Source organism: Nocardia sp. NBC_01327, from assembly GCF_035958815.1.
Taxonomy (GTDB): domain Bacteria; phylum Actinomycetota; class Actinomycetes; order Mycobacteriales; family Mycobacteriaceae; genus Nocardia.
The window spans coordinates 7,915,220-7,939,545 of sequence record NZ_CP108383.1 but is presented as its reverse complement, the minus strand read 5'-3'; the positions used below and the strand labels follow the sequence as shown (position 1 = coordinate 7,939,545).

Sequence of the window (24,326 nt, the reverse complement as noted above, 5' to 3'; positions counted from 1 at the left end):
CTGGGCCCCGTGGCGTGGAACTAGCGTGACTTGCGAATCAGGCGCACTCGCATACGTCGCCGACGCCCCGGCGCCGGGGGCGGACGGCGGCGCTGGCGGCCGTAGCGGAGCAACTCCATCAGCAGATCCTGGGCCGCGCCGTACTGCTGGATATCGACCCAGAGTCGCCACACCACGTCGGGATCGCTGGGCTCCAGCTTGGTCGTCGCGCGCACCGGGAGGACGTAGCCCGCGATTCCGGCATCGGTCAGCGCGAAAAGCACTCTGTAGACCTGTGATTCGGTCAAGTCGGCGAGGATTCCCCAGGCGCGGGCATTCAGTCCGTTGGCCAGACCGCGGGAGGGAACCCAGTGACGGGTGCCGCTGAAGCCGGACGACGGATCGGGAACCTCGCGCGCCGAGGTCATTGCGACCCGCTGTGTACGGGATGCCCGTCCCGCGGCAATCGGCCGCCGAAAACCTGTTCACGCATCTGGGCCGGGGTCTGCCCGTAGTGCTCTCGATAGGTCTCCCGGAACCTGCGAGTGCTGGGGAACCCCTCCTCGAAGGCGATCCTGTCCATATCGACCGGAAGTGCGATGGACAATCGCCGATGCGCACGCTCGACGCGGATCGTGCGCAGCAGCGCACCCGGCGACGGCCAGGAGGTGAATCTTACGACCTGGAATGGGCCGACGTTCTGGGCGTAGGCATCCGAGCTGAAGTGGTCCGGGCCGAACCCCAGTCGAACCGAGCCCTGCCGCTGCTGGAGGTACTCGTACCAGGACGCGGCTGGGTCGTCATCGTCGGTCGAGAAGGTCTCTTTCCCGTATTCCGCATCGATCACACCGCCCCTTTCACGCACCACGGCAAGCCTACAAGCAGACGGCGGGCATGTCCGGCGGGCGGAAAATGACCGCGAACGGGCAGGAAAACGGTAGAGGCCCGGCGGCGGTGGAACCTAGTGTGCGAGACAGGCTTTCGAACATCAGGCGAACGAAGCCCTCGCACAGAGTTATCGAAAACACGTTTCTCGGTCTGAACGGAGGAGGGGAAGAACGAGCAACGGTCGGTAGAAGACGGGTTCTGATCGAATTTTGCCCGGTCGGCGACGCCATCCGGTGGGGGTCCCCGCTGTCGGACCCCCACCTGCCCCCGGTACCAGGGCCTGTCTCGGACCAGCACTGTCAGCAAAGCGCAACCTGACAGTCAGCGACTTCTCAGGTCCGCGGGGTTTCCTGGAAACATGAGTGCGCAGCGACCAGATGACCCGCAGCAGTGGCCCCAGTACGGGCAACCCTTCCCGCCGCAACCGCCGACTTCGCCGCATCGCGGCCGGACGGCATTGCTCGCGCTCGCTGCCGCGGCAGCGGTCGGTGTGGGCGCGGTCGGGCTCGGCACCATGGGTTTCGGGCTTGGTGCCCAGCACGCCCAGCCGGCCGCCGGGAAGGCCGGCTGGCCCGCTCCGCTCGTGCAGCCGGTGGGCAACTCGAAAACCGCTGCCACACAACCGAATGCGGCCGCGATGGACACCGCCGTACAGGGTGTGATCCCCGGGCTGGTGAATGTGAACTCGGAGTTGGGGATGCAGGGCGCGGAAACCGCCGGCACCGGCATCGTGCTCACCTCCGACGGCGAGATACTCACCAACAACCACGTGGTCACGGGTGCGACCGATATCTCGGTCACCGATCTCGGCAATGGGCAGACCTACCCCGCGACCGTGGTGGGATACGACCGCTCCCAGGACGTGGCGGTGCTGAAACTGTCCGGGGCCTCGGGACTCCAGACCGCGCCGATCGGCAATTCGGACTCCGCCACGGTGGGCGAGCAGATCGCGGGCGTGGGCAATGCGGGCGGCACCGGACAGCCGAGCGTCGCGGCGGGCCAGGTCACGGCGCTGGGGCAGACGATCACCGCCAGTGACGAGTCGAGCGGCAGCTCCGAGCAATTGCAGGGACTCATCCAGATCGCCGCGAATATTCAGCCCGGTGACTCCGGCGGGCCGCTGATCGACAGCTCCGGCCAGGTCATCGGCATGGATACCGCCGCATCGACCAACTACCGTTTCCGCATGCCGGGCGCGGCGCAGAGTGGTGGCGGTCAGGGCTTCGCCATCCCGATCAACCAGGCGCTCTCGATCGCGCACGATATCGACGCGGGCAATAAGTCGACCACCGTGCACATCGGCGCCACCCCGTTCCTCGGCGTCTCCGTCAGCACCTCCGATGGCGTCGGAGCCGTTGTGCAGCAGGTGGTTCGCGGCGGCCCGGCGGCCCAGCTGGGTCTGGCGGCCGGTGATGTGATCACCGCCGCCGATGGCAACCGCATCGATTCCGCGACGGCGCTGACGAACAGCATGGACCTGTACAAGCCCGGCGACCAGGTCACTTTCAAGTGGACCGACCCGCAATCCGGAGCACAGCAGGGCCAGGTGGCACTGGGAACCGGTCCGGTCGGCTGAGACACCCGAATCCGCTCAGATCAGCTTCAATCGCGAAATCGCTTCGTGCAGCGTCGCATCCTGCTTGCAGTAGGCGAAGCGCACCAGCGTGTTCCAGTCCGACCGGTCGGCGAGCGCCGACACCGGAATCGCCGCGACTCCCACGCGGCCCGGCAACTCCCGGCAGAACGCCGTACCGTCCGAACCGATATCCGCACAGACGAAATAGCCACCCGCACTGCGCTTCACGTCGAATCCGAGGTCGCTCAGCGCGCTCGACAGCAGCCGATACTTGCGCTCGAGCTCGATTCGACTGGCCGCCACCCACTCTCGCTCATATTCGAGCGCATACGCGATAGCGGGCTGGAACGGCGCCGCGGCCACAAAGGCCAGATACTGCTTGGCCGCATGCACCGCCGCGATCAACTCCGCGGGCCCGAGCGCCCAGCCGATCCGCCAACCCGTCACATTGAAAGTCTTTGCCGCACTGGACACCACAATCGTCCGCTCTCGCATTCCCGGTAGCGAGGCAATCGATACATGCGGATGCGGGTCGAAAGCCAGATGCTCGTAGACCTCGTCGGCCACCACCAGAAAATCTCGCGCACAGGCCAATTCGGCAATGGTGTGCAAATCCTGCACCGTCAGGAGCGACCCCGTCGGATTGTGCGGCGAATTCACCACCAGCAACCGGGTCCGCGGCGTGATCGCCCGGCGCAATTCGTCGAGATCGAGCATGAATCCGTCACCGTCGGGAACCATTGCCACCGTGCGCCGAGTCGCTCCCACCATTGCCACCGCGGCCGCATAGGAGTCGTAGAACGGTTCGATGAGGACCACTTCATCACTCGGCTCCACCAGCCCGAGGATGGCGGCGGTCAGGGCCTCGGTGGCGCCCGAGGTGACCAGCACCTCGGTGTCCACGTCGTAATCGCTGCCGACACGACCCGCGTGCTCGGACACGATGGCCTCACGCAATCCGGGTTGCCCGTTCGACGGCGGATACTGGTTCATCCCCTCGGCGATGGCCCCCCGGGCGATATCCAGCATTGCCTGCGGACCCCCGTAATCGGGGAAACCCTGCCCGAGGTCGATGGCCCCGTGCACCACCGCCAGCTGTGAAATCTCCCCGAAAACCGAGGAATTAAAGGGCCGCAGCCGTTCGACAAGCATTTCGACCATCGCCCTTACACCGTTGTTGCGAACATCCTTGCCGATATGACGGCACAGCGCAGTACGCCCGCCCGAATTCGTACCGCGCTGTCCCGCCTACCGGATACCGAAATTCAGCGGTCCCGGCGTCCACCGGGCCGAACGCTGCACGGTCACGGTATCGAGCCGTGCCGGTGTCGCGCTCGGATCGAACGGGACGAGCCGTTCGATTTCGCCCCAATCGCGTTTCCAGTCATCCGCCAGATAGGACGGCAGCACATCGGCGCGGGACACCAGGCCGATGTAACCGAGGGGTCCGCCGGAGGTGTGACTTTCCCAGTTGCTGGTCATGGTCGCGCCCGAAAGGTCGGGCAGGATGCGGTACCCCGGGGTATCGGCGACCCCGTAGCGATGCAGCATCGGCTGCTGGCACGGGAACTGCAGGCCGACAAGCCAATCCAGCAGGACCGGGGTGGTGTGGCCGACCAGATCGTCGAGAGTGCGCAGTCGCGGGACGCGCGGCGGTGTCACCGCGACCCACTGCTGGGGATCGGAGCTGTCGACGGTGGCGACAATCCGCACGGCAGACGCCTGGGACGGCAACTGCTGCAAGGGAACTCGCAGGTTTCGCCAAGACGGCTGGAGCACGCTCACATCATCGGGTGTGACGCGTCCGAGCGGCTGCACGTCGGTGCCGGTGGTCGTGCCGTATTCGACCTGGACGCTCTGACCGGGTACCGGCAGATTGTCGATATCGGTCGAGGCGATGCGCCCGGCGGCGGCGATGGCGATGATCCGGCCACGGTCGCCGTGCGCGTCCGGGGCGGGCAGGCGGTACCACCCGGAGGTGAGTGTTTTTGTGGCGCCCGGGCTGCCGTAGCTGCCGAGCACCGGTGTGGTGGCCGGATTCAGTCCGAAGGGCAGCGGGACCGTGCTGCCATTGCTGCTGTGCGCCCCGGCGCCTCCGTGCTCAGCGGAGTTATCCGTGGTCCCGGCCTTGGTGGTGGTGCCCGCACTGCCCAGGGATTGGCCGACGGAAGCGGATGCCGCGTCCGAGGCGTCCGGAGTCAAGTCGGTGAGGTTGACGCCATTGGGCGTGAATCCGCCGGCCGCCGCGCCCAGGGCAGTTGCGGGATCTCCCGAAACAGGTTGCAGCATCCCCGCATTCGGATCAGGCTCGACCAGCACGTCGTTCGCCAGCCCGCAGGGTTTGCCGGCCAGCGCGGAGAGATTCGACTTCGCCAGCGAATACGCCGGGTACTGCTCGACTCCGGCTTTGACGAAAGAGGCCAGCTCGAAGGTCACCACCAGCGCCGCGGCAATCGTCAGAATCGGAATTCGCCGCCGCGGCCGATACTCGGTGCGGCGGAAGGGTTCCCGAATATGCAGCCAGCCCGCGACCCCGACCAGCAGTACGGCGACAGCCAGCAGAACCGTGCCCGCCGCGATGCCGTGCACGGATATCGGCTTGTCCCACCAGGGAATTCGATAGCTGGCCACATACCACCAGCCGTTCGAACTCGAGAACGACACCGCCAGCACCGCGAAAACGGCGGCAGCGAAGAGCGCCCGATTGCGCGGCGACCGCATGACTCTCGGCCCCGCCGCGACAGCCGCCACCACCGCGACCACACCGGCGAGCCCCGCGAATACCCCCAGATGGTGGGTGAATTTTGTCGGCGAGAGCACCATCAGCGGCAGCGCGGCGAGGGTGGTCCCCACAATGCGCCGGGTGGGCCCGGCCGCGAGACCGGGAATCCGCCCGCTGCCGCGCAGCAGTGCCAGCACTGATAATGCCAAGGCCAGGAACATGATCAGCATGGCGAACCGGCGCGCCATCGAGCCGTCCGGCGTGGCCTGGAAGAGATCCTGATAGACCAGCGACTCGTCGTACCAAGGCATATCCGGGCCGACGACATTGTGCGCCTGGCTCATAGCGCTGACTTCGGCGATCGGCTGCCCCGCGAAGACGATCGCCAGAATCGCCAGTCCGGTGGCGGCAGCCGGGGCGATCAGTGCCGTGTATCCGACTTTGCGCGCTCGCTCGACGATGATCTGCACCAGCGGTCGAGCCCCGGCCAGTAGCGCCGCGAAACAGATCAGCCCCGCCGGGTTGGTGACCACTGCCAGCGCCGCCGGAATCAATGCCAGTGCCGCGGGAGCAAGGCGACGGGTCGCCAGTGCGCGTTCCATCGACACCCACACCAGCAATACGCCCAGCGCGACCGCGGGTTCGGGCCGCATACCGTTGTTGTAGGGCAGCCAGAAGGCGAGGAATACCAGTCCACCCGCCCAGATCGCGGCCCGCTCCCGCCGAACGCCCACCCCCAGTCGCGGAACCACCTCGCGACTGATCAACAGCCAGCACACAATGCCGAAGACCAATTCCGGCAGTCGCACCACAATGCTCGCCGGCGAAATCCGCGACAGCAGTTCGAAAGCATTGTCGTAGGGAATCCCGATCGGTGTTTCGGGCACCCCGAAGTAGGCGAAGTAATTCGCCAGATAGCCTGCGTGCCCGGCCGTCCGGGCCATGCCGAAGATATATCCGTCGTCAGCGGTACCGACCCCGATGAAGTACCAGAGGACCAGGATCGCGATAACCACACTGTCCACCGCCCGAGGCCGCCACCAGCGATGCGGTAGTACTCGGCGATTACGGCGACCATCCAGCCCGTCGAGCCTGTGCAATGCGAACAGCGCCAGCGCCGTTGCGGCCAGCGCGCCGATGATCGCGACCAGCTTCAGCGCGGTAGGTGAGGTGGTGAAGCGAGAATCGATCACCACATCGGCCCGCATTCCCGCGGGCGCGCTGCCGGTCAGATCGGTGAATACGCCGACCAGCTGCGGCCGATGGTCGCCCTCCTGCACGACGGGATCGGTGCCGCTGACATTCACGGTGGTGCGGGTGCTGTCGGAAGCGATTGATACCTGACAGCCCTGAGGCAGGTCCGCAATGGCGGCATCGACGAGCACCTTGTCGCGGAGCACCACCTGGAGTCGGTTACCCGCGTCGGCGGGTGCGACAAGCACATTCAGGCCGTAGTGCCATGCCTGCCCCGATGCGGGCGGGACGGTGGAGAGCAGATTGCCGCCATGCGCTCCCATGGATCCGATTGCCGCACAGGGGACGGTGACATTCGTGCTGACCGGTGAATACGACACCAATGAAGACGTTGAGCTCGTCGCTTGACCGCCCTGTGGCCAAGAGAAGGACGCTTGCTGCTGCTGCACTGGGAGCAGTGGGACCGCCACCGCCAGTAAGGCGCCGAAAATGCCCGCAACGATCGCGACAATTCGCCATAATCGGGCAGGTTTTTGTTGCTCGACTTGGGAATCCAGTGGCTGATCGTCGGGCGGCTGTCTTCGACTGAGCACCAAGGTCACGCTTTCGGATCCTAGCAACGGTGTCGGTTCGGTGGTGGCATGCAAGACGATGCGGAGGTGTGAGAATGCTGGGAGTCGGGACCGGGGTCCCAGCGGAAGACCGGTTGTGGTCCCGGTGCGGAGAACAAGAAGAACAAAGACCAAAGAGATAAAGACGCCTGGACTAGAAGAAGGGAAAATAACGTGAAAGAGGCTGGTCGGTCCGCCAGTCTGAATATCCTTATATCAAACCACAATTCACCTTTCCGTGCCCGTATCGCGGCGGTAGAATAGTGGTATGAATCCAGGGGGAAAAACCGTCGACACCGAGAGTGCGCACGCACTGTCGGTAGCGGTCGATCACCTCCTGAACGCGTCCCTGGTTCCGTTGCACGATGACGAATTCATCGCGGTGATGCGGGAAGTGGAAACGTGTAAACGCAAACTCGAGGCCGTACAGACCCGATTCGTCGTGGAAACCACCAGCCGCGGCCTGGCCCAGCGCGGTGGGGTGGCGTCCCCGAAGGTGTTCCTGCGTCAAACCCTGGGCATCTCCCGCGCCGACGCCGCGTCCCGGGTCAGCATCGCGGTGGAAACCGGTCCGCGCATCGTGTCGGGTGTGGAGTTGGAACCGACCCTGGCGCACGTGGCCGCCGCACACCGCGAAGGAACAATCGGTGTCGATCATGTGCGCCGGATCATGACGGTGATGAACCGGTTGCCCGGCAGCCTCGACATGGACGTGCGTGAAGCCACCGAACTGCAGTTGACCGAGTTCGCCCCGACCGGCTACCCGGAAGGGTTGCCGGTCATGGGTGAAGTGCTGCTCGCGGGTTTGGATCCGGACGGCACGTTGAGCTCCGATGCCGATCGTGAACGCATGCGCGGTCTCACCTTGGGTGCCGAACGGGCGGATGGGATGTCGCCGTGGAACGGGGAGATCAACCGCAAACTGCGCTCGGTGCTGGAGCCGGTGTTCGCGAAGCTGGCCCGCCCGGGGATGTGTAATCCGAAGGATCCGCAGAGTCCGTGGGTGTCCGAGCACAAGCTCGATGCCAAGGCGATGGCGGCGTGTGTCGAGCGTGATACCCGTACTCCGGCGCAGCGTAATCATGATGCGCTGCTGGCGTTCTTGCGTCCGGAGTTCGGTGGCCCGGCGAAGTTGGGTAGGCATCGTGGTCTGCCGGTGTCGGTGATCGTGACGATGAGCGTGTCTGATCTGGAAGCCGACGCCGGTGTCGCGACGACCGCGTCCGGTGGGATCGTGTCGATCCCGGAGGCTTTGGAGTTGGCGGCGAAGTCGAACAAGTATCTGGCGGTGCTGAACCCGGTGGGATTGCCGTTGTATTTGGGTCGCGGTACCCGCTCGGTGAACCTGGACCACACCCGCAGCTCTTCGGGTATCGAGTGTGAGTCCGGTTCGGCGGGCCTCGATCCCGGTGCTCACCCGGCCGGCCTCGAGACCGGTTCGCAGGCAGGTGGTGCCGATCGCGAGCGCGGGTCGGCTGATCTCGGGCACCGTGCCCGGCCTACCGGCGACCAGGGTGTTCCGGGTGCGGCCGGTCCCGACCACGCGCCTGGCTCGTCGGGAAGCTGTGGTGCCGGTACGCGCTCGAGCAGCGCCGAGAACGGTGCGCGGGCAGGCAGTTCCGGCCGCGACCACCACTCGTCCGGCACCGATGATGACTCCTGTGCGGCGAGCTCCGGCGAGGGTGCTCGGCCTGCCAAACTTGAGTGCGGTTCACGGGCAGACGGTTCCGGCCCTGAGTTGCGCTCGTGCGGTAGTGAGGACGACTCCCGTCCGGCTACCCTCGAGCACGACTCCCACTCCTCGGGTACCAAGGAGGGTTCCGGGGCGGTGAGCCTCGGCGACAGTGCTTGGCCCTCCGGCCCCGAGGCCGGTTCGCGTGCAGGCGGTTCCGGCCCCGACCTGCGCTCGTGTGGCAGTGAGGACGGCTCCCACTCCTCGGGCACCGAGGTCAACTCCGGGGCGGGCAGCCTCGGTGACGGCACTCGGCCTGCGTGCTTGGTGTTCGGTCCGCGGTCCTTCGGCACCGGGCGGGTTCCTCGGTTGGCCAGTGCCGCACAACGATTGGCGTTGATCGCGTCGGAGAAGGGGTGCACGCGGCCTGGGTGTGACGCGCCGGCGACGATGTGCGCGGTGCATCACATCACCGAGTGGAGCAACGGTGGGCGCACCGATATCGACAACCTCACCCTCGCGTGCGATCACTGCCATGCCCAGGTCCACGACGGGCCCGGTGGGTGGAAAACCGTGGTCATGGGACCGGAGTCGGAGTTTCCGGGGCGGACCGGGTGGATCGGGCCTGCGCACATCAACCCCAGTGGGGAACCACAGGTCAATCATCTGCATCATCCCTTGGAGTTGAAGGCTGCTGCGGTGGCGCGGATCCGGGCTCGTAACGAGCGGGAACTACAGCGCTACCGGCGGTAGGTTCCACACCCGCCTGCTGACCCCCGTTTTGCCTCTGTTCCACCGCCGGGCTGGTCCCGTCGGTGCTACAGGTCGTTGCACGGGTGGGGGTTTCGGGGTCTGGGTTCTTGGGTCTGGGTGCTTCGGGTTCTTGGTCTTTCGGGTTTTGGTTTTTCGTCTTGTGTCTCTGAAACCGGACCACAGCCGGTCTTCCGGCTGGTACCGCAGGTACCTCCGTACTGCGGGAGGTAGATCGGGTACCCCACCTGACGTCACCAGCACGGCCATCTCGGGCCCTGCCCGCACCCCGTGACCCAACACTGCCTCTCGCCGCACGCAACCCAGGTGCACCGGCCTCATCTCGGCCTCGAAACCCCTGAAGCGGGCACCGCACAACGCTTCTCCTTGACCGCACAGCAGGTATCCGCACGGCACAGACCCGATAACCGTTGTGCCGCTGAGACACCCGCTGTTCGATCCCCGGTAGCCGACGGGTTCTATGCCGAAACGGTCGGTGCACCTGGGTTTCTTGCCTCCCGGGCAGGGTTGATCTGGCAGGGGGTGCGGGCAAAGCCCGAGATGGCCGTGCTGGGCACGTTGGGAGAGGTACCCGGTTTGCCTTCCGCAGTTGGGAGGGAATACCTGCGGTACCGGCGGGGTCGACCGGCTGTGGTTGCGTTCTCAAGACAAAACACAAAGACAAGGGTTGAGGGCTGCTGGGTCGTGAGCGTTGAGGCTCCCGCTGCTGCCTGTTGATTGCTGTTTCTCGGGGATCTTGGTGATGGGCGCTCGGGAGTTAGGTGGTTGTGGGGGTTGCGGTTTCGCTTAGGAATTTGTGTAGTCGGGTGGCGAGTGGGGTTGGGATCTCCAAGGGGGAGAGGTGGCCGGTGTGGGGGAGTATTTCGAGTTCGGCGGTGGGGAGGTGGGGGAGGAGGTGGTCGAGGAGAACGGTGGGTGGGTCTACCTGGTCGTGTTCGCCTGCCAGGATCAGGACGGGTGCTGTTATGGCGGCTACGGGGGTGGTGATGTTCTGGGCGATCGAATGTAGGGGCCAGGCGGAGCGGGCGGGTGGGCTGGTGGCGAGGCTGTCGGTGACTACCTGGGCGTGCAGGTTGTGGGGGAGGGGGTGGTGGGTGAGTACGTGGGTTAGGGCTGCGGTGATGGTGGCTTCGGTGTCGTAGGCGTGTGACAGACCTTGCTGCTCCGGTTCGGTGATGGCGGGGTGGGCGGGGGCCGGGGCGATCAGTACGACGCCGATCAAGCCTGGAGGCCTGCGGGCGGCGAAGAGCTGTACGACTTTTCCGCCCATCGAGTGGCCCACTAGGACGTACTGGCGCGCACCGAGTTCGGTGACTATGCGGTCCAGATCGTCTGCCAGTTGGTCGATTTCGTAGGGGCCGGGGAGGCCTCGGGATCGGCCCCAGCCACGTTGGTCATAAGTTACCACCGGGCCTGCCCAGTTCAGTTCGTCGATCAGTGGGCTCCAGGTGCGGTGGGAGCCACCCCAGTAGTGCAGGAAGATCAGCGTCGGTAGCTCGGGATCGCCGGTATGCAGCTGAATATCCAGCGAACCACCTTGCACGGCAATCGTTTCAGTCTTGATGGTCATAGTGTCGACCTCTCTTTTCGCTCTACACCGACGCTATTCGGAAGGCGCGACCCCGGCGAGGTACATTCATGACTGATGACGGTCAAAAATGGACAAGACCCGCAGATTCTGCCGATGCGGTACCAGTCCGGTGCGCTGGCTGCCCCGGACCTCGAGATGCTGACCTTCGCCGAGGTGCGCGCCATGCGCGCGGGCACGGAATCCTCGCCTGTGATCAGAGCGGACTTCCATGTCTTGGCGAGCTGCACCGACGGCAACGGCCGATTGCGGGTCGACTTCGCGGCGCATCCCTTCGGCGCGGGCGACCTGGCGTGGATCCGCCCGGGCTGGACTCATCGCTGGGACGACATCGCCGATGTCCAGGGCAGCCTCGTCCTGCTCCGCCCGGAATTCGTCTCCACGGCAATCATCGGCGCCGATCCGCCGGGGATGCTCGTCTCACCGATGTCGAAAACCACACCCCTCATCACCACGGCAATCGAGCATCTTCACCGCGAATACGCTGCGGTCGAGACCGACCCGATCCCCGACTCGACCACAATCCTGCGCAATCTGCTGGAGGTGATTCTCCTGCGCACCCGGGCCGGGCAGCACTACCGCACCACCGGCGAAGTCTTCGACACCTTCGCCCGCGCCGTCGAAGCCCACCACCGTGAAACCCGTGAACTCTCTTGGTACGCAGCCGAACTCGGCTACTCGGCACGCACCCTGAGCCGGGCGTCCCACGCCGCCGCCGGCATGAGCGCCAAACAATTCATCGACGACCGCGTAATTCTCGAAGCCAAACGCCTACTGGTCCACGGCAACTTGACCGCCTCCGAGTGCGCCCGCCGACTCGGCTTCGACGACCCGGCGAACTTCGCCAAGTTCTTCCGCACCCGAACCGCCACCTCGCCCGGCCGCTTCAAGGCCGCCGCCACCTGACGTCTCAGTCGGTGGCGGCGTCTATCCGGCCGGATTTGATCGCGGCCTGGAGGGCGTCGTAGTCGGTGAGGGTTTGGTTGGCGTAGGAGAGGGCGAAATCGCCCATGGCTCGGTCGAATACGTCATTGGTGCCGAGGTAGCCGGAGATGGCCACGCGATCGCCGGAGCGGGCGTGGCCGCGGGCCAGGGTCTGGCCGCAGAGGGTCGAGTATTGGCGGAGTTCAGCGAAGGACATATCGTCGATTGTCAACGAGCCCTTCATATCTCGGAGTTGACGCCAGTAATAGAAGTTGCCGTCGGGGCCGGTGGCCCAGCCGAGGAAGATATCGCTGGCGGCCTGGGTGAGGCGCTGGCCGTGCACTACGCGGTGGCCCTGGTGCTGGAAGACACTGGAGCGCAGGTATTGCGCGAGTACCGACTTCTCAGCCTGCTTGACCTGGAGGAACAGCGGGTCGCCGGTGGCGCGGCCGGTGAGCAGGGCGATGAAGCACCGAGTGCCCACGCTGCCTACGCCGACGACTTTCATTGCCATATCCCGTAATTGGTAGCGGTTGAGCAGCACCCGCCGCTCTTCCGGCAGGGTGTTTCCGTAGTCGACAAGAACCGAATCCAGATCTGCCAGTTCGGTATTGGGGACGGACATGAGCAACGGCGGATCCTGTTTGATGCGCGGCATACCGTCCGGACCAGGCTCGGTGAGCTTGTCGAGCGCCTGCAAACTGGTGCGCGACTTCGCCTTGCTGATCACCTTTTCGGTGCGTTTGCGGTCCTTCGGGCTCAGCAGTTCGGCAACCTGCTCGGCATCGACCCGCTCGTACCAGACCTCGGTATCGCCGATTCCGGCCAGCCGGTTCATGGTCTCGCGGTAGGCGGTGGCCGCGGCCGCACCCGCCTCGGTCGCCTCGTCATCGTCACAGCCATTGGCGCGCGCCGCGACGGCGACACTCGCCACCAAACGCTTCACATCCCATTCGAACGGCCCGGGGAGGGTTTCGTCGAAGTCGTTGATATCGAAGATGAGTGAGCGCTCCGGCGAGGCGAACAGCCCGAAGTTCGACAGGTGCGCATCGCCGCACAGCTGGACGGTGAGCCCGGTATTGGGCCCGGCCGCGAGATCGGCGGCCAGGATCGCGGGTGCGCCCCGGTAGAACGGGAACTGCCCGGCGGCCATGCGCGCGTACCGAATTCGGACCAGCTCCGGCACCCGGGTGGCCGCCTGCTGCTCCAGCACCTCGATCGGATCGACCCGGTCAGCGGCGGGCTCCCACTGGCCCAGGCTCGACCGCGGCACCTGCTTACGAACGGCCCGCCCCTCCTCGGCAGTGTCGGTGTCGGCGGTGCTCACCGCGGTGTCCGTTGTCGTCATGTGGGGACTGTAGTTCCTCGCCGGGGGACAAACCCGCAGATGCGGGCCCTCGGTGTGTGCAGACGATGCGGTTGTCGGGGCCGGTCGGTACCGTCCGCGCTGTGACTGATCGTGAAACCTTCGCACCCCTGGTCTTTTTCGAGTACGACCACAATCCCGGCAACTACTGCCTCATGCTCTCCGACAACCACATGGTCGAGTTGGAGGAGAACTTCACCGAGGCCGGGTACGAGGGCAATGGTTACGGCTGGGCCGGTGTCGCACAGTCCGCTGTGAGCCTGCGCGCCCCCGAACTCGCCGAGCGCATCAATTTCGATCCGGAGGCGGGCACGTTTGTCGCCTACGGGACCGATGCCGAGGCGCTGCGGCAACTGGGTCTGCTCCTGCAGGAGGCATTCCAGGATCAGACGGTGCTCACCGGATTCATCGCCGCCGGCGATCCGGAATGGTTCGACTGACCCTGCGGGATGGATGCGGGCCGCGGCGGCGTTCCGGTGTCGGAGCGTTCGCATACGCTCCGGGGCGATCGGAAGGAGTGCCGTCATGAGCCGGCGTGGTTGGGCATTGTTCCTGGGTATGGGCGTCATCTGGGGCGTCCCGTACGCCATGATCCGGGTCGCGGTGGGCGACTTCGATCCGGTGGTGGTGGCCTTCGGCCGCACCGCCCTCGGCGCGCTCGTGCTGCTGCCGATTGCCCTGTACACCAAGGTTTTCCTGCCCGTTCTGCGGCAGTGGCCCTGGCTGCTGGTCTACACCCTCGTCGAGATCACCGGGCCCTGGCTGCTCATCGGCAAGGCCGAGACGACGCTGACCAGTTCCACGGTCGGGCTGTTGATCGCGGCGGTGCCGCTGATCGCCATCGTCATGGTGACCGTGGGCGGCACCGAGCGCCTCGACACCCGTCGTGTCATCGGCCTGCTGATCGGCTTCGCCGGTGTGGCCGCACTGGTCGGCCTGGATATCGATGTCTCGAATAGGGGTGCGCTCGGCGCGATCGCCCTCAGCGTTGTCGGCTACGCGCTCGGCCCGATCATCATCGCCCGCAAGCTCACCGGCCTCCCGCCCATCGGCGTGGTCACCGCCACGCTGGTGTTCGCCGCCGTCATCTACCTGCCGTTCGCCATGTTGCGCCTGCCCGCGCACTATCCGGCGGCCGCCAGCTGGTCGGTGGTCGGCCTGGGCCTGCTCTGCACCGCACTGGCTTTCGTGGTGTTCTTCGCGCTCATCGGCGAGGTCGGCCCGGCTCGCGCCACGGTCATCACCTACATCAATCCGGCCGTGGCTCTGCTCATCGGCGTGAGCCTGCTGCACGAGCCGGTGACCGCGGGAATGGCCATCGGCTTCCCGCTGGTGATCCTGGGCTCGGTTCTGGGTACCGCGCGATCCCGCGCCGAACTCCCGGAGCCCGCACCCGCCTAGCGTTTCTTGCGCGCCTTGCCTCCGGTGCGCTCGATCCGCGGATCCTCATTGACCTCGTAGCGCTTCACGTACTCGCTCAGAAACGCCTGCAGCGTGGCGGTCGCGGGAATGGCCAGCAGCGCGCCCACCGCCCCCAGCAGCGCCCCGCCCACAATGACCGACAGCAGCGCCACCGCCGGGTTCACATCGACCGTCCGGGCGGTAATGCGCGGCTGCAGCACGTAGTCCTGGATCCACTGGTAGACCACCACGAAGATGAGGATCCACACGGCGTCGATCGGCCTGATCGTGAGCGCCACCAGAATCGGCAGCACGCCCGCGATGTACGTTCCGATGGTCGGGACGAACGAGGCGATGACGCCGAACCAGATGCCGAGCGCAAAGGCGTTCGGAATCCCCAGGATCCAGAGGAACGCACCGTGCGTCAGGGCCGAGATGACGGCCAGCAGCGCCCGCGAGTACAGGTAGCCGCCGGTCTTGTCGATCGCCAGATCCCAGGCGTGCAGCACCGCGCCCTGATTGGCCGGCGGCAGCAGCGAGCACACCGAACGCCGCAGCTTCGGCCCGTCGGCGGTCATGTACACGCTGAACAGTCCGATGGTGACGACCTTTGCGAACCCGCCGAGCACCGTATTCGACAGCCCCCACACATTATTGGCGGCCCGCTCGGCATAGGAGCTGATGACGTCGGAGTCCTTGAACAGCCGGTCCCGCAGCTGACCCACGGTGAAATTCTGATGGAACGTGTGGTTGACCCAGCTGATCAATTCGTCCAGCAGGCGCGGCAATTCATCGAGCACGGTGCTGACGGTCTCCACCATCAGGATGCCGAGCGTGACGAGGAATCCCACGGTGCACGCGAACACGATGATGAACACGATCGCGGTCGCGACCCCCCGATTGACGCCGCGCGCGGCCATCCCGTCCACGGCCGGTTCCATGGCGAGCGAGATGAAGAACGCCACCGTCATCATGATGGCAATGCCGATCAGTTCGTGCGCAGCCCAATTGGCGAGCTCGAACAGGCCGAGCAGGGCCAGCGCCAGCACCATGGCGCGGGGCAGCCACACCGGCATCCGGCTCTCGGGCGACGGCGGCGTGTCGGCGGTCTGCACCGCGCTGCCGGTGTCCGGCTCGTCGTTCTGCTCGGCAGCGGGGGGATGTGCGGCCATCGGTCCAGTGTCGGGTACGTCGCGGCGTTTTCGGCCACCGACGCACCGGTCCGAGTGGTCGGCGGGAAGCGTTCGATCACGAACATCCGGTGAATTGAATTCGACGTCCGGACTCTCCGCCGCCACCAATACGACTGGTCGGTTGGTTATTTTCCGTATGACAGGCCGAGACGCATTCGGAGGGAATGCTTTTGCCGCGATATTGTGCAGTTGTGTGGGCGGGCGGACAAGATATGCGAGTGCGAACGAAATTCTCCATCGAGCTCATGGCGCTGACCGACGAGTTGGCGCATATGGCGCGGTTGGCGCATGAGTCGGCCGAGCGCGCCTCGGTGGCGCTGGTGGGCAGTGACCTCACCGCGGCCTACGAGGTGTTCGCGCTCGAGGAGCAGGTGCAGATCGAGCACGCCAAATGTGAGGACCGATCGGTCATCCTGCTCGCCCTCGAAGCGCCCGTCGCGCGTGATCTGCGCCACGTGGTGACCGCCATCCAGATCGCCGACGATCTGCTGGGCGTCGCGGCCGCGTTGAGCCGGGTGGCCGATGTGGTGGTTCGCCGCTATCCGGAACCGGTTGCCCTGCAACCTCTCAGCGAGATGCTCGCGGAAATCTCCGGCGCCGTAGCGGATATGGCGGGGACCGTGGTGGGAGTCATTGCCGCACCGAACCCGCCGCGTGATCGGATACTGGTGCCGCGCGACGAGACGCTGGACCGATTGCGGGCGCAGGTCGCCGACGCCGCCTCCGACGCCGGGTGGTCGCACGGCAGCGCCATGGCCATCGATATCGCCATGCTCGCGCACCACTTCGGGCGCTGCGCCGACCACAGTGTGCGCATCGGTCAGCTCATTCGCTTCTTCCACACCGGAATTCCGCTGTACGCACAAGTGGAGGGGTAACCGCCTCATATCGGGGGTGTGTCGTAAGGGTCCGTATCACCAGGAGTACGCTGCCCGAATTGCTTCATGGCGAGGTCTTTTCGAGTAGCACCGCACCTATACGGACACCCGAAATCCGACAAGGGCCCCAAACATGACGAATACCATGACCAAGCCGCGGGTTATCCCGCCGGCTCTGGATTCCGATGCGAGAGCGGAACTCTCACATCGGCAGATTATGACCATTTTGTCCGGTCTACTACTGGGCGTATTCCTGGCCGCCCTGGACCAGAACATTGTGAGCGTGGCGATCGTTCGAATCGCCAATAGCCTGCACGGTTTCGACCAGCAGGCGTGGGCCACCACGGCCTACCTCATCACCGCCACCATCAGCACCCCGCTGTACGGCAAGCTCGCCGATATCTACGGCCGAAAACCCTGCTACCTCATCGCTATCGGGGTCTTCGTGCTCGGCTCGGTGGCCTGCACCTTCGCCACCAGCATGTACCAGCTCGCGGGATTCCGTGCAGCGCAGGGCATCGGCGCGGGCGGGCTCATGTCGCTGGCGTTCACGATTATCGGCGATATCGTGCCCGCCCGCGAAAGGGTGCGTTACCAGGGCTATTTCATGATGTGCTTCGGTATCGCGACCGTGCTCGGCCCGGTGCTGGGCGGCTGGCTCTCCAATGCCGATCATCTGCTCGGGCTGGAGGGCTGGCGGTGGGTGTTCCTGGTGAACGTGCCCATCGGCGTGCTCGCCATGCTGGTGGTCGCCAAGGTGCTCAACGTGCCGTTCCCGCGGCGCGACTATCGCACCGACTGGCTGGGCGCGATTGCCCTGGCCATTGCCACCGTGCCATTGCTCATCATCGCCCAGCAGGGCCGGGAGTGGGGCTGGAGCTCCCATCGCGCACTGGCCTGCTACGGCATCGCGGCGGCCGGGCTGGTGCTGTTCGTCATTGTGGAACTGCTCATGAAGGATGCCGCGCTGATTCCCTTGCGGCTCTTCACCAGTGGCACCTTCAGCATTGCCATTATCGGCGGATTCATTGTGGGCGTTGCCATGTTCGGCGCGATCGTCCTGGTGCCGCTGTATTTCCAAGTGGTGCGCGGATACTCGCCGACCCGCGCCGGATTGTTCATGCTGCCGCTCGTGGTGGGCATCATGATCGGCGCGCAATTGGCCGGACTGGTCACCAAGTTCACCGGGCGCTACAAGATGCTGCCGGTGGCGGGTTCGATGGTGATCGCGATCGGCTCGGTGCTCTTCGCCCGCGTGCACTACGACAGCGCGATGTGGCAGCCGCTGCTGTACTGCGGCATTATCGGGTTCGGCCTGGGCGGCTGTATGCAGACGCTCGTCATCGCGGCCCAGAATGCCGGTCCGCGTTCGGATATGGGCGTTTCGACCGCCTCGGCCACCTTCTTCCGCCAGATGGGCGGCACGCTGGGTGTGGCGGTCTTCCTGACCATCCTGTTCAATCTGCTGCCGCACCGGATCCTGCACGCCTTCGGCGGCAGCCTTCCGAACGGCTTCGACGCCGCGCAGCTGGGCCGAATCCAGAGCAATACCACCGGAATCGCCGCGCTCCCCGATGAGCTGCGGGTGCCCATTCTGATCGGCTTCACCGATGCCATGAGCGGCGTGTTCTATGTCGCCGCCGCGGTGGCGGTGGTGGCCGCGGCAGTGCTCATGTTCATGAAAGAGATTCCGCTGCAGGACAGTCCGGCCCCCGTGGTGGTCGAGGCGCTGCCCGAACCGGAGCCCGAGCCGGAACCGGAGCCGCAGCCCGAACCGGAGCCGGAACCGGAGCCCGAACCCGAGCCGGAACTGCGGATCATCGAGCCTGCCGGTCTGGCCATCTCCGGATGTGTGCACCGCGAGGACGGCCACTCGATTTCCGACGCCGTGCTGACGCTGATCAATCAGCGGGGACACCAGGTTTCGCGTGCCATCGGCACCGCGGACGGCGGCTACCGGATCGGGGTGCCGCGCGCGGGCGGCTATGTGCTGATCGTCTCGGCGAGCGGGTATCAGCCCTCCGCGGTCACGATCACCGTCGGGCGTCGCCCGCAGCAGCTGGATATCGCGCTCATCGGTTCGGGTGAGGTTTCGGGTGTGGTGCGTTCGGCGGGCCGGGGTGTGCCGCTGGCCGATGCCACGGTCACCCTCACCGATGCCTTCGGCGATGTCATCGGCTGTGCCGTGACCACCGCCGACGGCGGGTATGTCTGCCGCGGCGTGCTCGCGGGCACCTACACGCTGGTCGTCGTGGCCGAGCATATGCGGCCCGCCGCGTCCACCCTCACCGTGCCCGATACCGGAATGCTGCGCCACGATGTGGAATTGCTGCCGCGCGCGGTGCTGGCCGGATCGGCGAGCACCGAGGCCGGCTATGCGGTTCCGGATGCGCAGATCACGGTGCTCGACGAGGGCGGTGATCTGATCGCCGTCACGCGCACCGACGACACCGGGCACTATGTGGTGCCGGATCTGGCGGACGGTCGCTACACGGTGATGGCGCGCGGGTATCCGCCGGTCTTCAGCCGCGTCACGGTGGTCGACGGCGAAGTCGCGCACGATGTGCTGCTGGGTTACGAGCGGGTCGAATCGGTGGATCGGGTGTAGTGCGGATTCCCGGCCCGCGCGGATTTTCCGATTTCGCCGGGCAAAAGCCCTGAGCTGCTGTTAGGTTCGCCACTGGACGAAGGTCCAGTTCGAATCCACAGGGTCGGGGCCCGGGGAGAGACAACGATGAAGTTCTCGCGCGCACTACTGTCGGCCGCCGCGCTTGCGGCGGTACTACCGGCCGGATCGGCGTATGCGGCGGAGGGTGACGCCCCCGGGCCGGGCGTCGCCGAGTATGTGGCACTGGGTGATTCGTGGGCCGCCGATGCCACCCTGAGCCAGATCACCACCGCCTTCACGCCGGCGAACTGCGTACAGAGTGCGCACAACTACGCCAAACAGGTCGCGGCGGCGCTCTCGGTCCCGGTGTTCCGCGATGCCACCTGCGGCGCTGCCGTCACCGCGAATATGACCGCCGAGCAGAGCGGGCCGCTGGGCACCAATCCGCCGCAGTTCGATCGCCTCACCGGCAGCACCGATCTGGTGACCCTCGAAATCGGCGGCAATGACGCGGATTTGGCGGCGACCGTGCAGACCTGCGTGACAGTCGATCCGGCGGCGACCCCGTGCCTGGACAAGATGGTCGTCGGCGGGGTCGACCAGATGTCATCGAACATCGCCCGCGCCCGATCGCGCGTGATCGATACGGTCCGGGGCATCCAGGCCCGTTCCCCGCATGCCCGCATTCTGCTGCTCGACTATTTCGAGGGCATCGGTCTCACCGGCGGTTGCTTCCCCACCATCCCGATCTCGGATCCGGACGCAATCTGGCTGGGCAGCAAGCTGCTCGAACTGCACACCATGCTCGCGCAGGTCGCGTCCAGTACCGGAGTCGATTTTGTCGACACCTACGACGGCAGCGCGGGCCACGATGCCTGCCAGCCGGTCGGCACTCGCTGGGTGGAGGGCTTGGTGCCGTTCTCCGGCAATCCCGTCGGCTTGGCCGTACCCTTCCATCCGAACCAGCTGGGTGCGGACTATCAGGCCCGCCGGGTGCTGGAGGTGCTGGGCGCGAGCTGAGGGCGACACGCCTGGCGTGGTATCAAGACACGCCCTTCAACTGCGGTAATCTCTGCGCGCGGCTAATTAGCGGCAACGGTGTGTTGCGGGGGGCGGCTGGGACGCTTCACAGCTGAGATATTGCACGGAAGTGCGTGGTGGAAAGGGAGATTCATGATCGCCCCCTACCTGAGGCTCGTCGGTGTCCTCTGCGGATGTGCGGCTCTGCTGTCGGGCTGCGGCCGTTCGAGCGAACCGAAGGCAGCGGTCGATACCGCCGACCGGGCGGATATGCAGCACACCACCGCCGAGATGCAGCGCAGCGCATTCGTCACCGGCTGTGAGGGCACCTCGTCCGGCTGGGAGGCCACCGCGGTGGTGAGCAATCGGGATCAGATCGAACACCGGTACCTTGTGGTGATCAGTTTCATGACTCCGGAATCGGCAGTGCTGGAACGCACCAGCACCGAGGTACTGGTGGCGCCGGGAGGCACCCAGGACTTCACCACCGAGACCGTGCTCGATCCGGTCACGCGGCCGCAGTCGGTCCGCTGCGTGCTGCGCGGCGTCGAACAACTGTGAGCGCCCGGAAAGTTGCGCACAGCGGGGGTACAGCGCCTACGATCGGACCCGCCGGCCATGCTCGGTGGGCCGCACCTGTCGGAAGCTGAACGTTCGCTGACCAGTGCGTCGGTGGCGGTGCGAATTCTTCGGATGTGGATTTGTCGGTGCCATGGGGCATGCTCTGTGCACGCTGATGTCCCACCGTCCGCCCGGAGAGTCCCATGTCGTCCCGTAGCACCAAGCCACAGCCCTTGTCAGAGACCGAGATTCGGCACATTGCCGAGCAGATCGATGCAGGCCGTCCGCCGGCGGTGTGGTTCACGGCGGCAGCGGTCGGAGTACCGGAAGGCCGTTCCGGCAAGGTGATCTCACTCGGTGATCCATCCGAGGGTGATTTCCTGCAGGTGAAGCCCACCGGTTCCAAAGATGTGCTTTCGTTCGGTCCCACCGAGGTGACCCTGACCAAACCGGCCCGGCCGCAAGCCGCGGCCGGTGCAAAGCAGAAAACGGCAACCAGGAAGGACTCCACCGTGACGATGCCGTCGCCCGCACCCGTACCGGCCGCCCCGCCGATCACTCCGCCTGCTCCCATCGTGAAAACCGATACGCCCGTGAAAACCGATACGCCGCAGGCCTCCTCCGACGCCGCCGCGGCAGCCTCGGAGGCCGGTAAGCCCGGCGCGGCGAAGCCCGCCGGTACCGCCTCGCGCCCCGCGCGCAATGCGGCCGCCAATGCCTCCGCTGCCAAGAAGACCAAAACGGTCGAGGTCACGGTGACGCTCAACGGCACCACCGACGGCGAGTGGACCCTCGATGTGGTCAATGGCAAGAAGCGCACCATTCGTGGTCTCGCGGTACCGGGTTCGGCGGTCTCGCAGGCAGCCAAACTGCTGCACCCCGAGGTCGCCGAGGTCGTCGATTCGATCCTGGAGGCCGTGCGACTGACGCAGCGTGCCAAGGTCGAGCAGTTGCAGGCCGAATTGGAGAATGCCCGCAAGCTGCTCGACGAGCTGGCCGGTTAGTCTGCGGCCCTAGGAGTTTCCACCCTCAGCTGCACGAGATTCCGGTTCCGCCGGGGTCCAGCAGCGAATCGTAGCCGGGTAGACCGCGTAGATGCGGGGTCTGCCCGGCTTCTGGGCATCCGGGCAGGCTCGGTACGGCGCCCGGCCGAAAACCCAGGGCGCGCATGAGATTTTCGATGCCCGCCGCGAGGTTCGGCCCGAATGTGCCGAGCTTGTTGCCGAAATTCGACGAGCTCGAGGTGGGATTGCCCGAACCGGTCCCCGGGGGACCGCCTGCGGCGGAGTCCGATTGCAGCGAACTCGAACCGGAGGCCAGCCCGGACGCCGACCCCGGATTGGCCGACAGCGATGACGAACCCGTTCCCAGCGCAATGGCCGTGCCGGGCGGTGCGCCGTCGGAGTCGGCGGGCGCGGTGAAGGAGAGGCCGGGTGAGGCGCCGAGCTCGGGCGGAGCCGCACCGGCGGCTCCCGCCGCGCCGAGCGCCACGATGGCCGCGCCCGTCGTTATGGTGATGCCCAGCTGGTACCGGAGTGCGCAGAACTGCATGATGGACCCGAATATCCGTGCGGTGACAGCGAATACGATGTCAGACCGCAGACTCCCGGTGCCAAGTGCGCGGCCCGGACTCCGGGTGTCCGTGCCTGAGATCAGCATGAAAAACGTACCCCAGCGAGTATTCCTTCGCGTGGTACATGGCCGAATCCGCTTCGCGCAGAAGCTCGTACACGGTGATATCGGCACTGCGCGGTCCGCTGCAGGCAATGCCGATACTGGCGGCGATGCGCACCTCCGCGGCACTGAGCTCGAACGGTTCACCCAGCGAGGCCAGCAGTCTTTCCGCCAGCAGCAGCGCCTGCTGGCGGCTCAGCGGCGCGAGCACCACGAATTCGTCGCCGCCGTAGCGGGCGGCCGCGTCATCGCGGCGGATCATGCGCCGAATGCGCGCTGCCGCATTGGCGATCAGCTCATCGCCGACCGCATGCCCGTAATTGTCATTGACCCTTTTGAAGCCGTCCAGGTCGATGAACAGCAGTGCGAGGGGCTGATCACCCCACCGGTCCCGATTACGATGCAGCGCCCGCAGCAGGGCGGCGCGGTTCAGCAGTCCGGTGAGCATGTCGTGGTCTGCCTGATACTGCGCGCGCCGCTCGCTGCGGGCGCTGCGTTCGATGGCGCGTTCGCTGCGTAGCAGGACCCCGGCTAGTAGTAGCGCGAAGAGCGAGGAGACGACCACTCGATCCATCATGTCCAGGCTGGAGCCGACCACCGGCACCAGAGCCGCCACGATCATGACGATGGCGATGATGCTGGCGCGCTGGCGCGAGCGGTGCGCGTGGATATCGCGCGGACTGCCGAGCACCACCATGGTCGGATGCATGGCCGCCGCGCCGATCAGCGTGTACGCGAGTTGCAGTGGCATGAGCTGGATTTGGCGCCCGAGCTCGGCCGATCCGGCCGTTTCCAGATTGCAGGCGAGGTCGCCGGCGAGGATGACCAGCATGGCCAGATACACCAGCCGCAGCGAGGCCTCCGAGCGGGCCGAGGTCACCACCGAGTGTGCGACCACGGTCAGCAGCAGGGCATCCACCACCGGATAGATGACAGCGGTGAAGGTGCTGAAGTTGAAGGTCTGCGCCCGGTGCAGGATCGGCGAGATGAGGAAGGTCCAGGACAGCAGGGCCGCACCGAGTCCGATGAGGCCGGAGTCCAGCAGCAGATCGTGATCGGTGCTGTTCTGCCGCGGGCGCAGCCAGAGCACGGCCGCCGCACCGATGCAGCAGTAGCCGCTGAGGGTGAACAGATCGTCGAAGGGGTGGTGGTGCCAGTCGGTGGTCTGCCGCAGCGCGGTGCCGATGGTGAATTGCACGGCGGAGGCGGACAGTAGATACCAGGGCAGCGGGCGGCGGGGCTTATGCTGATGTACACCTGCGCCGATCATGACCACACTGATGGTGACCGAGGCGATCAGGGTGGCGAGTGCGAGCCGCCGGGAGTCGATGACCAGGGGTAGGGCGAGAATCAGTACGCCACAACTGAACAGCGTCGTGCGCCAACAGACTCGGAACCGTCGACCGGACTGACCGGCCGGTTTTTCGTCTGTTTCCACCAGCCCCCCTCGTCCGCTCCGTCCCCAGTGCGCATGCTTTCTTCGAATCACGACCGCCACGCATCGAGCGGAGAGATAGCCCCACGCGAGAGGCATTCGTGGTCACGAATGCAGCGATCATGAACCGAGTGTTGCTGTTAGAGCATAGGTCCCAGCCGACGGCGGCAGTATCCACGGGGGAGAGGCGCTGCCATCGAAATCTGGGCAACCGAGTCGATCATGGCACGAAATGTCGCTTCGCGTACGTGAGTCCGGCGAACCC

General features: G+C 65.9%; 19 protein-coding genes. 10 read left to right on the top strand and 9 right to left on the bottom strand.

Features of this window, described 5'->3' with window-relative positions; all coding sequences use genetic code 11:
- Positions 1-20: 20 nt before the first annotated feature.
- Positions 21-407: a hypothetical protein gene (locus OG326_RS36725; protein ID WP_327141717.1), complete on the bottom strand. Its 387-nt coding sequence runs from the start codon at positions 405-407 to the stop codon at positions 21-23.
- Positions 404-844: a helix-turn-helix domain-containing protein gene (locus tag OG326_RS36720; protein ID WP_327141716.1), complete on the bottom strand. Its 441-nt coding sequence runs from the start codon at positions 842-844 to the stop codon at positions 404-406. Before OG326_RS36720 ends, OG326_RS36725 begins: the two co-directional genes overlap by 4 nt.
- 537 nt (positions 845-1,381) lie before the next feature.
- On the opposite strand from OG326_RS36720, the gene OG326_RS36715 reads away from it, so the two are divergent.
- A complete protein-coding gene (locus OG326_RS36715) occupies positions 1,382-2,443 on the top strand; it encodes a S1C family serine protease (RefSeq protein WP_442791082.1) in 1,062 nt (353 codons plus the stop codon).
- Between the two features lie 15 nt (positions 2,444-2,458).
- On the opposite strand, the gene OG326_RS36710 is transcribed toward OG326_RS36715, so the two are convergent.
- Both OG326_RS36710 and OG326_RS36705 read right to left on the bottom strand, forming a co-directional pair.
- The gene (locus OG326_RS36710; RefSeq protein WP_327141714.1) at positions 2,459-3,604 is read right to left on the bottom strand and encodes a pyridoxal phosphate-dependent aminotransferase; all 1,146 of its coding nucleotides are present in this window, start codon (positions 3,602-3,604) and stop codon (positions 2,459-2,461) included.
- An 87-nt stretch (positions 3,605-3,691) separates the two neighbouring features.
- Complete coding sequence (locus OG326_RS36705; RefSeq protein WP_327146687.1) at positions 3,692-6,952, bottom strand: arabinosyltransferase domain-containing protein; 3,261 nt, start codon at positions 6,950-6,952, stop codon at positions 3,692-3,694.
- 286 nt (positions 6,953-7,238) lie between these two features.
- Between OG326_RS36705 and OG326_RS36700 the strand changes: the two genes are divergently transcribed.
- On the top strand, positions 7,239-9,395 hold the full coding sequence (locus OG326_RS36700) for an HNH endonuclease signature motif containing protein (RefSeq protein ID WP_327141713.1): 2,157 nt from the start codon (positions 7,239-7,241) through the stop codon (positions 9,393-9,395).
- A 775-nt stretch (positions 9,396-10,170) separates the two neighbouring features.
- Here OG326_RS36700 and OG326_RS36695 read toward each other — a convergent pair.
- Positions 10,171-10,983 (bottom strand): alpha/beta fold hydrolase, encoded by an 813-nt coding sequence (locus OG326_RS36695; protein WP_327141712.1) that lies wholly within the window; start codon positions 10,981-10,983, stop codon positions 10,171-10,173.
- A 75-nt stretch (positions 10,984-11,058) separates the two neighbouring features.
- On the opposite strand from OG326_RS36695, the gene OG326_RS36690 reads away from it, so the two are divergent.
- Entirely contained in the window at positions 11,059-11,907 is an 849-nt protein-coding gene (locus OG326_RS36690) for a helix-turn-helix domain-containing protein (RefSeq protein ID WP_327141711.1), read from the top strand.
- Between the two features lie 4 nt (positions 11,908-11,911).
- Here the strand turns inward: OG326_RS36690 and OG326_RS36685 are convergent, their stop codons facing one another.
- Positions 11,912-13,273, bottom strand: coding sequence for a DUF2252 domain-containing protein (locus OG326_RS36685; protein WP_327141710.1), 1,362 nt, complete (start codon positions 13,271-13,273; stop codon positions 11,912-11,914).
- A gap of 101 nt (positions 13,274-13,374) precedes the next feature.
- Between OG326_RS36685 and OG326_RS36680 the strand changes: the two genes are divergently transcribed.
- A complete protein-coding gene (locus OG326_RS36680) occupies positions 13,375-13,731 on the top strand; it encodes an immunity 51 family protein (RefSeq protein ID WP_297621924.1) in 357 nt (118 codons plus the stop codon).
- 85 nt (positions 13,732-13,816) lie between these two features.
- Positions 13,817-14,692, top strand: a complete 876-nt coding sequence (locus OG326_RS36675; RefSeq protein WP_327141709.1) for a DMT family transporter — start codon at positions 13,817-13,819, stop codon at positions 14,690-14,692.
- Here OG326_RS36675 and OG326_RS36670 read toward each other — a convergent pair.
- Complete coding sequence (locus tag OG326_RS36670; protein WP_327141708.1) at positions 14,689-15,864, bottom strand: AI-2E family transporter; 1,176 nt, start codon at positions 15,862-15,864, stop codon at positions 14,689-14,691. The genes OG326_RS36675 and OG326_RS36670 overlap by 4 nt on opposite strands.
- A 239-nt stretch (positions 15,865-16,103) precedes the next feature.
- Here OG326_RS36670 and OG326_RS36665 point away from each other — a divergent pair, with 239 nt between their 5' ends.
- From OG326_RS36665 to OG326_RS36645, 5 genes are all read left to right on the top strand, one after another.
- Positions 16,104-16,763, top strand: a complete 660-nt coding sequence (locus OG326_RS36665) for a phosphate signaling complex PhoU family protein (protein ID WP_327141707.1) — start codon at positions 16,104-16,106, stop codon at positions 16,761-16,763.
- Between the two features lie 133 nt (positions 16,764-16,896).
- Positions 16,897-19,371 (top strand): MFS transporter, encoded by a 2,475-nt coding sequence (locus OG326_RS36660; RefSeq protein WP_442790869.1) that lies wholly within the window; start codon positions 16,897-16,899, stop codon positions 19,369-19,371.
- A gap of 126 nt (positions 19,372-19,497) precedes the next feature.
- On the top strand, positions 19,498-20,391 hold the full coding sequence (locus OG326_RS36655; RefSeq protein WP_327141705.1) for an SGNH/GDSL hydrolase family protein: 894 nt from the start codon (positions 19,498-19,500) through the stop codon (positions 20,389-20,391).
- Between the two features lie 153 nt (positions 20,392-20,544).
- Positions 20,545-20,952, top strand: coding sequence for a hypothetical protein (locus tag OG326_RS36650; protein WP_327141704.1), 408 nt, complete (start codon positions 20,545-20,547; stop codon positions 20,950-20,952).
- Between the two features lie 203 nt (positions 20,953-21,155).
- Positions 21,156-21,956, top strand: a complete 801-nt coding sequence (locus tag OG326_RS36645; RefSeq protein ID WP_327141703.1) for a DUF6319 family protein — start codon at positions 21,156-21,158, stop codon at positions 21,954-21,956.
- Positions 21,957-21,981: 25 nt separating this feature from the next.
- Here the strand turns inward: OG326_RS36645 and OG326_RS36640 are convergent, their stop codons facing one another.
- Positions 21,982-22,503: a hypothetical protein gene (locus OG326_RS36640; RefSeq protein WP_327141702.1), complete on the bottom strand. Its 522-nt coding sequence runs from the start codon at positions 22,501-22,503 to the stop codon at positions 21,982-21,984.
- A gap of 40 nt (positions 22,504-22,543) precedes the next feature.
- Positions 22,544-24,064, bottom strand: coding sequence for a GGDEF domain-containing protein (locus OG326_RS36635; protein ID WP_327141701.1), 1,521 nt, complete (start codon positions 24,062-24,064; stop codon positions 22,544-22,546).
- Between the last annotated feature and the right edge of the window lie 262 nt (positions 24,065-24,326).

Coding starts and splice junctions, on each gene's coding strand:
- OG326_RS36725 (WP_327141717.1), bottom strand. CDS start 407: ATGACCTCGGCGCGCGAGGTTCCCGATCCGTCGTCCGGCTTCAGCGGC.
- OG326_RS36715 (WP_442791082.1), top strand. CDS start 1,382: ATGGGTTTCGGGCTTGGTGCCCAGCACGCCCAGCCGGCCGCCGGGAAG.
- OG326_RS36710 (WP_327141714.1), bottom strand. CDS start 3,604: ATGGTCGAAATGCTTGTCGAACGGCTGCGGCCCTTTAATTCCTCGGTT.
- OG326_RS36700 (WP_327141713.1), top strand. CDS start 7,239: ATGAATCCAGGGGGAAAAACCGTCGACACCGAGAGTGCGCACGCACTG.
- OG326_RS36695 (WP_327141712.1), bottom strand. CDS start 10,983: ATGACCATCAAGACTGAAACGATTGCCGTGCAAGGTGGTTCGCTGGAT.
- OG326_RS36690 (WP_327141711.1), top strand. CDS start 11,059: ATGACGGTCAAAAATGGACAAGACCCGCAGATTCTGCCGATGCGGTAC.
- OG326_RS36685 (WP_327141710.1), bottom strand. CDS start 13,273: ATGACGACAACGGACACCGCGGTGAGCACCGCCGACACCGACACTGCC.
- OG326_RS36675 (WP_327141709.1), top strand. CDS start 13,817: ATGAGCCGGCGTGGTTGGGCATTGTTCCTGGGTATGGGCGTCATCTGG.
- OG326_RS36670 (WP_327141708.1), bottom strand. CDS start 15,864: ATGGCCGCACATCCCCCCGCTGCCGAGCAGAACGACGAGCCGGACACC.
- OG326_RS36660 (WP_442790869.1), top strand. CDS start 16,897: ATGACGAATACCATGACCAAGCCGCGGGTTATCCCGCCGGCTCTGGAT.
- OG326_RS36655 (WP_327141705.1), top strand. CDS start 19,498: ATGAAGTTCTCGCGCGCACTACTGTCGGCCGCCGCGCTTGCGGCGGTA.
- OG326_RS36650 (WP_327141704.1), top strand. CDS start 20,545: ATGATCGCCCCCTACCTGAGGCTCGTCGGTGTCCTCTGCGGATGTGCG.
- OG326_RS36645 (WP_327141703.1), top strand. CDS start 21,156: ATGTCGTCCCGTAGCACCAAGCCACAGCCCTTGTCAGAGACCGAGATT.
- OG326_RS36640 (WP_327141702.1), bottom strand. CDS start 22,503: ATGCAGTTCTGCGCACTCCGGTACCAGCTGGGCATCACCATAACGACG.